Source organism: Henriciella sp. (assembly GCF_049649345.1).
Lineage (GTDB): Bacteria > Pseudomonadota > Alphaproteobacteria > Caulobacterales > Hyphomonadaceae > Henriciella.
Map to the genome: position 1 here is coordinate 1 of NZ_JBARZC010000662.1, position 7,017 is coordinate 7,017.

Genomic DNA, 7,017 nt, shown 5'->3' on the forward strand with positions numbered 1-7,017 from the left:
TGAGGAGCCAAGGGTGATTACTGTAAGGGAAGCCGCGCGTTTGCAGGGGTTTCCTGACAGCCACGTGTTTCATTCAACAATTTGGCATTCATTTAGAATGATCGGGAATAGTGTGTCTCCTATCATCGCGGAGGCGTTACTTTCTGCAATTAAGGAAAAGATCTCCTCGCAACGAAGTCGCGAAAAAGTGGCAGCCTGAGCTAGTGCGCCAGACTGCAGCTCGCCAATCACCACCCGCCCATCCACTACCCCACACCAACCCACCTGACTGCCCTATTCCAGCGGCCGCACCAGCCCGTCCTTTGAGACCCCCACCCGCCTGCCACGGAACCTCGCCCTCCCGGCGCGCATTCCTTTGGCAACAGTCATTCAAAGGATACCATCCATGGCCGACGCTCCGGGAAAGAACCAGCCACTCATCGCCGCCGCCGCCCTTGTCGGGACCGGTGTGCTGCTGCGCCAGTGGAAACCGACCCTGCTCGACATGCCCGACCCAAAGAAAAAGCGCCCGCATGTCGATAGCGGCCTCAGCCGCAAAGTGCGCAAGGCGCGCGATGGCGTCGCGAAAATTGCCCTGCCGTCAAACATGGTGCGCTCGATGGGCAATTCGCTTCTGGCGCTCGGCGGCGGGATCGTCGCGATGCGGCTGCTCGATGAAGTCGTCGAGGACAATGAGCGGCTTTTCTAGGCCGGAAACGGCTCCGGGAAGCCTGTCCGCGGGACCCATGACTGACCTCTGAACTCCCCTACCCTGCCACCTGCGCGGCCCCCACAGCCTCCGTCACCGGATACTTCTCCAGCATCGCTGTGCGCTCCGCGATCGTGTTGTGGCGGCGGAAATTGTTCATCGCGTGGGCGAGGCCGAAATCCTTGACCGGCAGGTCTATCGCGCCAATCTGCAAATCCGCTTCGAGCCCTCTCAGAAGCTCGCGCTCGCGCTCATCATGGCTGTGGATCCTGGGGGAGAGGAATTTGCGGCTGCCAATATAATGGCGCACCCGCGCGGCGTCCCAGAAGCGCGTGCCGATCGCCCATTGCTGAACATTGTAATCGAGCGGCAGGATCCGCAGATCGCCATTGATCGTCATGTTGATCGGGCACTGGTCGCGCGTCGCGCAGGCCTCCATATAGGCGCAGCCCTCGATATGTCTGCGGATATTCCGGCGGTAGCGCGCCAGGAAGTCGACCGCCTTCCATCGCGCCGCATTCACCGCCAGCACGCCTGAATTGATGTAGGCCGGAGACAGCTCGGCATTGAGGCAGTTGAGATAGAATTCGGGCCGCGCGAAATTCGCAAAGTCGAGCACGCCGGCGGCCAGCTCGTCGAAACCCGTCAGGCAGGACAGATCGGGCTGGTCGAAAAAGAGCACATCACTGTCGAGGTAGATGATATAATCATACTTGGCCGCCAGCTGGTTGATGACGAAGGGCTTTACGAAGGCGGTGCCCGTGATGTGCGCATGCAGGCCATCGCCGACAGATTCCTCGAACTTCTCGCTGGCCGCATTCAGGGACAGGGTTTCCACAGTGAGAACATGTCCGGCCTCCCGGGCAATCGCTTCGAGCTGCTCGCAGGGGCGGCTGTAGCCATACTGGAAGAAATGGATGTGCAGACCCGTCCCGGCGGCGCGCATGAGCGAGCACAGCGAGTACTGCGTCATGTCATGATAGTTTTCGTCACACGCGTAAAAGAAGGCGGTGCTGGGTGAGATCATGCCGGCGCCTTTCACGTTTTACCTGCCTGTTGCTTCGTCTTAACCAGCACACTTTGTGCAACTCAATAGGATTCAAGGGCTTAGACGGTTAAAATCGGATTTTTGCCTTCAGAGCGGGCAGGCGAGCGGGACATTATTGCCATGACTGCGCCAGAAAATGACGCCTGCCCGAAAATTTAATGTTCGCGCCTTGCAGCTGGGCCCCGTCCGCGCTCTCTGTCGCAGCCTCTACAGAAAGGGCCGGAATCGCCCGCTGCGACTTGTCCACAGCCTTGTTGCAAACCTGTGCAATTCTCACAAAAAGCGACTTGCCCCCTCTCGACTCACCCGCGTTGTTGAGAGAACGTTTCGGTACGCCAACGAAAGCCGAGGCGGGGAGCACACCCCGACAGACGGCGCGCTGGCGAGACCATCGCCCCCGATGTGTCGGTCAGGCCAGGAGCGAAACGGTGAGAGCCGGTTGAGCAAAGGGCCAGGCGCAGGCAGCGGGACCAAAGCAGGCGATGGCCGCATGAGGGGAACTATAGACCCATATTGCGGGGCCGTAGGTCGCGACCGGGGCACGATCCGAAGCGCGACGGCCAAAGGTGAAGAGCTTCCCTTTTGGGGAGTTTGAGCCAGCGGCAGCCAAAGGCAGTCGTTTCTCGTACGACGGGATACGGGCGCTTGAGGCAACCGGAAGCGGTGTGTCCAGTGCACAATGGGACGCACCACCGAAGGAAGCCATGAGTGACCGTCCCAGATCACAGAAGATGATCGGCCCGAGGCTCAAGGCCATGAGGTGATGGCTCTGGGACTGAAGACAGACTGAAAGCCTGACGCAAGGAGGGTAGACAGAACGCCGGAAGACCAGAGGTGACCCAAAGGCCAAGATCGGCAGGCCGGCCCGGCGGGCCCAAAACCGGACCGGCAGGCCAGATCTATAAACGGGCAAATGGACCGCGCCCGGTTAGACAAGGTGTCAAAGCCTTCAATGACCGGACAAGGAAAAGGCGCCCAGGGTGCTCGGACCCCGGACGCCTCATTCGCTGTCACAGGCAGGTGAGTAACCGATTCGAGACACCAGGGGAAGACGCGAAGTCCGATTTTTCGGATGACGCGTCTTTCTCGCATTTGGGGCTTCGGAAACGCTCGCATGGCGATCATATGATCGTACAAGGCTTTGGCGGGCGTGATCGCAAAGCTGCCGCGCCAAGCCTCTCATCCCCATCCTCCTTCATCTTTTTCGAGAACCGATTCGCGCGATGCGCGTTTTACTCCTGACAAACACACGTAAAGGATGAGACAGATGAGACTGACCAAGACAAAGAAAGCCGCGCTTGCGGCCATTCTGGCAGGCGGCATGGCGCTGTCTGGCTGCGTGACCGCCGCTATTGCCGGCGCGGCCTATGTCGCCGGCGAAGAAATCAACGAGAATGATGGCGATTTCGACCCGCTGGATGAGGTTGTCGACGGCGAATAGCTCGCCGACCATCCACACACGACACCCTCAACCAGCAAAACGGCCCGGACATGGCTCGCACCCGTCCGGGCCGTTTCCCGTCAGGCTTTCCAGAATTTAATGCAGCCGGTCGGCACGCTCGCGCGTTCTGCCCCTGACCCTTCGTTATACAAAGGACTTCAAGCCGATGAAACTCGACCTGGACAAGATCGACCCGAAACCTCTCATCCTCGCCGGACTTCTCGGCGCGAGCCTTACGCTGACAGGCTGCTTGGCCGCCGCGGCAGGCGGTGGCTATGTCGCCGGCGAAGAAATCGCCGAAGACGATGGTGACTTCGACCCGCTCGATGAGGTGGACGAATAGACACCCCCTATGACATTCCAACGATCGCGCAGGCGCCGGCATATCCGGATGCCTGCGCCCTCAAACAAGGCTGACCCTCGATGAAACTCGCTCTTCCCCTCTGCAGCACCGCCCTTTTCCTGTTTGCCGCCTGCACCCCCGGCAGCCCCGCTGTCGAAGAGGCCGATAATGACATGGCCCGCAATCCCGATATGACGGCCGACAATGCAGAAGTAGACGCCGCGCCGGAGCTGGCGACCGAAGATCCGGCCGGGATGGATGACGATGCCGACCCGATCGACAGGACCGAGGAAGGTCTGCCCGAGCCGGAAATCGAATGGGCCACCATGCTCTCGGCCGAAACCCCCTATATCAACACGTCAGGCGCGCCGATCCCGGCCTATGAAGGCCCGTCCGCCTCAACCGAACAGGTTGGCGTCCTCGCCCCCGGCGATGGCGGCCTGATCGAAATGTGCGCCCAGGGGCTCGAATGGTGCGAGGTCAGCTTCAATGGCGGCGCCGAAAGTGGCTATGTCGAGATGTCGAACATGGAGATGGATGAGGGGTAGGCAGTCCAAGCACACACAGTACTTGTGCAAGCTGTCACTTCAACGAGATGCGTTTACTTCGAACTGACCACTAATGTCCGTCGGCGATCCACTGTTCGGCCATTCGGATCGCTTCGGCCAACATATCCAAGTTATCGTCCAACTCACCCATCGAAAGAAGATCGTAGTCCCCGCGTTCCCACATCACCAATTCGCGCTCACCCTTGATCTTGGGATACATGGAGAAGACGCCTCGAGCGGTACGAAAATCGGTCAGGGAGAAAAGAGCATCTTCATGGATAGTCATCCACAAGCGCTTTTGGAAATCCGACAAATTGGTGGTAGACCATCCCAAGCACGTTAGCACGTTGAAACGGTCCTCCCCCGCTACAATTGCGGTCGGTTTTACCGGTAGCTTCAGCCCTGCGGAGACCCGAAATGCGACTACTTGATCATCAAAGGCTGGTACTCCCTCTAGTCCCAACGCGCTGTGGTAATCGAAATAGGCCTGCAGAAATTCGTGATTGCACTTACGATTCTGCTCACTCTTAAGCCGCTGGACCATTTTGATCAGCGTGCCTTCGTCCAGCCCCCAATGCACATGATCATGTATGGCATTGTATGCGGTCTGATAAGAAATTCGCGGTGAGCCCTTTTTGAATCTGTAAACGCTTCTCGCGGTGGCATCCAACGTCGTACCGATAAATCGAACGGCATTGTGTGCTGCTGGTGGATTACGAACGTCCAACTTTCCACTCCTTAGTGGGTTGTGACGGTTTGATACCAGCCCAGTATCGCTTCGTCAGTGATTTCCATCCCACACTTTGTGGGAGATTTGTGGTTGTAAACGCGGTCCCAAGGCCCACCTGGGATGTGCGACAACTCAATCAGCTGACCATAGCTTAAGTCGAACACTCTGTTGACCGCAATTTCGATAATTTCTCGATCAACCTGTGAAAAGGTATCGTAGGCTGGCACCTGCTCTTGCGTTCGAAAGCAATAACGTTGCGCTCTGCCGCGGATCTCATCGCGCCCGTACTTCCTGAACTCCGAGTATAACTCTCGAAAAACTGGCCCGAACCCCCACGCTTCAACTTTTGCGTCAGTTATTCGGCAACCTGTCGAAACCAAATAGTGCTCATGCACAAAATAGCAGATCTTTATTACCTCGATATTGGAAAGATTTCTGCTTCTAGCTTCGCAAAAGTCCAACACATAGTTTGCAATAGCTCGAATGTCGTAAGCCATCATTTGCAACTACTTTGGTGTTTAAGAATCATCGGCAGCCTCCGATACTCGTTCAAAATCATGAACGAAATACGATTGCAATTCACATCTTTGTCGCTCCACAGGCCGCACCACGTCGTCTATTTAGAACATATCATGAACTTTGACAATTCCATGCGATTTTCTGCCAAGTGATTCGCTATTCGCTTGGAGCAGTCTAAAGGAATTGACCCCCTTCCCTTCTCCCCCAAATCCCGCTTAGAAAGCCCGTCCGACTTTCCCGTCCAACCAGAATGGTGGCTGCTGGTAGATGTTCGAACTTGTTGCGTTGCATGAAACCGATCCGAAACGGGTCGCCCAGTTCCTGACGATCAATCGCGAGCGCTTTCAGCCCTTCGCGCCGACGCGCACCGACCATTACTTCACGGCCAAGCACTGGCGCGATGCGGCCAAGCTGGCGCGCAGCGAGTGGAAGGATGACAAGGCCTACCGCTTCTGCATCGTTCTCAAGGGCGAGGAGGTGATCGGCAAGGTCGATCTCGACCATGTCGCGCGCGGGCCGTTCCAGTCGGCTGTGCTCGGCTACATGCTCGACCGGCGCCATGAGGGACAGTCGGTCATGCGCCGCGCGCTCGACGATGTGCTGGCGCTCGCCTTCGGGGAGTTCGACCTCAACCGCGTCCAGGCCGCCATCATGCCCCATAATGAGCGCTCGCTGACGCTCATCAAACGGCTCGAATTTCGCGAAATCGGGCTCGCCCAGCGCTATCTGAAGCTGGACGGCGAATGGCGCGATCATCTCCTTTTTGAGAAAAACGCCGCCGATTTCGCCTCTTAAGCGAGTGCCTGGCGGCCAATTTGCGTTCAGCCAGCATTAAACAGGCATAATGTATGCATGTATGGGTTGACCGCCTCGCCCGCGACAGTCCTAAATGGATTTAGAGGGACTGGGGCCATTGCCTGTGACATTTGAGTCGCAGGTATCACGAGTAACGCGTAGATTGGCCGCCATGGACGCTAAAGACAGCCCTCCCCCCAACGCACTGCCGACAGTGACGCCGATACAGGCGTCGACATCGCCCTCGCGGCATTTGCAGACGCTGGCAGAGGCCCGAGACAAGGGCCGCACCTTTGGCTGGATGGGGCTTGGCCTCGCCTTTGCCTGGTGGGGCGCAGCCTTTGGCGGCGCTGTCGCGCTGATCGGGCTTGATCAATTGTCGGAATATTCGGCTGCCGTGATCGGCGCTGGCGCTGTCGCGCTCGCCATACCCGGCTTCATGCTGGTGCTCGCCGGCATGCTGGCACGCGAGAATGCACGGGCCGCCTCGACCAATGCAGTCGTGCTGGAAGCGGCTGCCCGCCTGCTCGCCCCGCTCGAGAAAACCGGCTCGGACGCGACCGTCTTTGCAGAGCTGATGAAGAAATCGGCCGGCGAAGTCGACCGCTCCATGGCGCATGCGCTGTCCTCTATGAAGGCGATGGCCGGCGAAATTTCCGATGAAAGACAAAGGCTTGAGAGCGTCTCTTACGTCGCCGCCGACAATGCCAAAGAACTGTCGGCGCGCCTTGGTGAGGAGCGCAAGGCGCTCGAGATCCTAGCGTCCGACATCAATAAACAGACCGAGATGATGGGCGAGGCGATCCCGCGCCAGGCCGCGCAGATGCGCGATTCTGCCAGGGCCGCCGCGTCCGATATCGCCAAGGCCGACCAGGCTCTAGAGATCCGTCTGGAGACCCTCAACT

Annotated in this window: 10 protein-coding genes; 7 read left to right on the forward strand and 3 right to left on the reverse strand. The window is 58.3% G+C overall.

Annotated elements, in window-relative coordinates:
- Both WA989_RS18090 and WA989_RS18095 read left to right on the forward strand, forming a co-directional pair.
- Positions 1 to 199, forward strand: a 199-nt coding sequence (locus WA989_RS18090) for a DNA cytosine methyltransferase (protein ID WP_424341866.1), incomplete at its 5' end; no start/stop codon positions are given.
- Positions 200 to 385: 186 nt separating this feature from the next.
- A complete protein-coding gene (locus tag WA989_RS18095) occupies positions 386 to 688 on the forward strand; it encodes a hypothetical protein (RefSeq protein ID WP_424341867.1) in 303 nt (100 codons plus the stop codon).
- Between the two features lie 58 nt (positions 689 to 746).
- Here WA989_RS18095 and WA989_RS18100 read toward each other — a convergent pair whose 3' ends face one another.
- Complete coding sequence (locus tag WA989_RS18100) at positions 747 to 1,715, reverse strand: glycosyltransferase family 8 protein (protein WP_424341868.1); 969 nt, start codon at positions 1,713 to 1,715, stop codon at positions 747 to 749.
- A gap of 1,288 nt (positions 1,716 to 3,003) precedes the next feature.
- Between WA989_RS18100 and WA989_RS18105 the strand changes: the two genes are divergently transcribed.
- The 3 genes from WA989_RS18105 (at position 3,004) to WA989_RS18115 (ending at position 4,068) form a co-directional block, all read left to right on the forward strand.
- A complete protein-coding gene (locus tag WA989_RS18105; protein WP_424341869.1) occupies positions 3,004 to 3,177 on the forward strand; it encodes a hypothetical protein in 174 nt (57 codons plus the stop codon).
- Positions 3,178 to 3,343: 166 nt separating this feature from the next.
- A complete protein-coding gene (locus WA989_RS18110) occupies positions 3,344 to 3,520 on the forward strand; it encodes a hypothetical protein (RefSeq protein ID WP_424341870.1) in 177 nt (58 codons plus the stop codon).
- Between the two features lie 80 nt (positions 3,521 to 3,600).
- Positions 3,601 to 4,068, forward strand: a complete 468-nt coding sequence (locus tag WA989_RS18115) for a hypothetical protein (RefSeq protein ID WP_424341871.1) — start codon at positions 3,601 to 3,603, stop codon at positions 4,066 to 4,068.
- Between the two features lie 70 nt (positions 4,069 to 4,138).
- Here WA989_RS18115 and WA989_RS18120 read toward each other — a convergent pair whose 3' ends face one another.
- Both WA989_RS18120 and WA989_RS18125 read right to left on the reverse strand, forming a co-directional pair.
- On the reverse strand, positions 4,139 to 4,795 hold the full coding sequence (locus tag WA989_RS18120; protein WP_424341872.1) for a hypothetical protein: 657 nt from the start codon (positions 4,793 to 4,795) through the stop codon (positions 4,139 to 4,141).
- Positions 4,796 to 4,806: 11 nt separating this feature from the next.
- A complete protein-coding gene (locus WA989_RS18125) occupies positions 4,807 to 5,298 on the reverse strand; it encodes a Panacea domain-containing protein (RefSeq protein ID WP_424341873.1) in 492 nt (163 codons plus the stop codon).
- Between the two features lie 286 nt (positions 5,299 to 5,584).
- Between WA989_RS18125 and WA989_RS18130 the strand changes: the two genes are divergently transcribed.
- Together WA989_RS18130 and WA989_RS18135 are read left to right on the forward strand one after the other, a co-directional pair.
- Positions 5,585 to 6,112, forward strand: a complete 528-nt coding sequence (locus tag WA989_RS18130; RefSeq protein WP_424341874.1) for a GNAT family N-acetyltransferase — start codon at positions 5,585 to 5,587, stop codon at positions 6,110 to 6,112.
- A 172-nt stretch (positions 6,113 to 6,284) separates the two neighbouring features.
- Positions 6,285 to 7,017 (forward strand): hypothetical protein (locus WA989_RS18135; protein ID WP_424341875.1); only part of this gene is annotated, 733 nt, incomplete at its 3' end.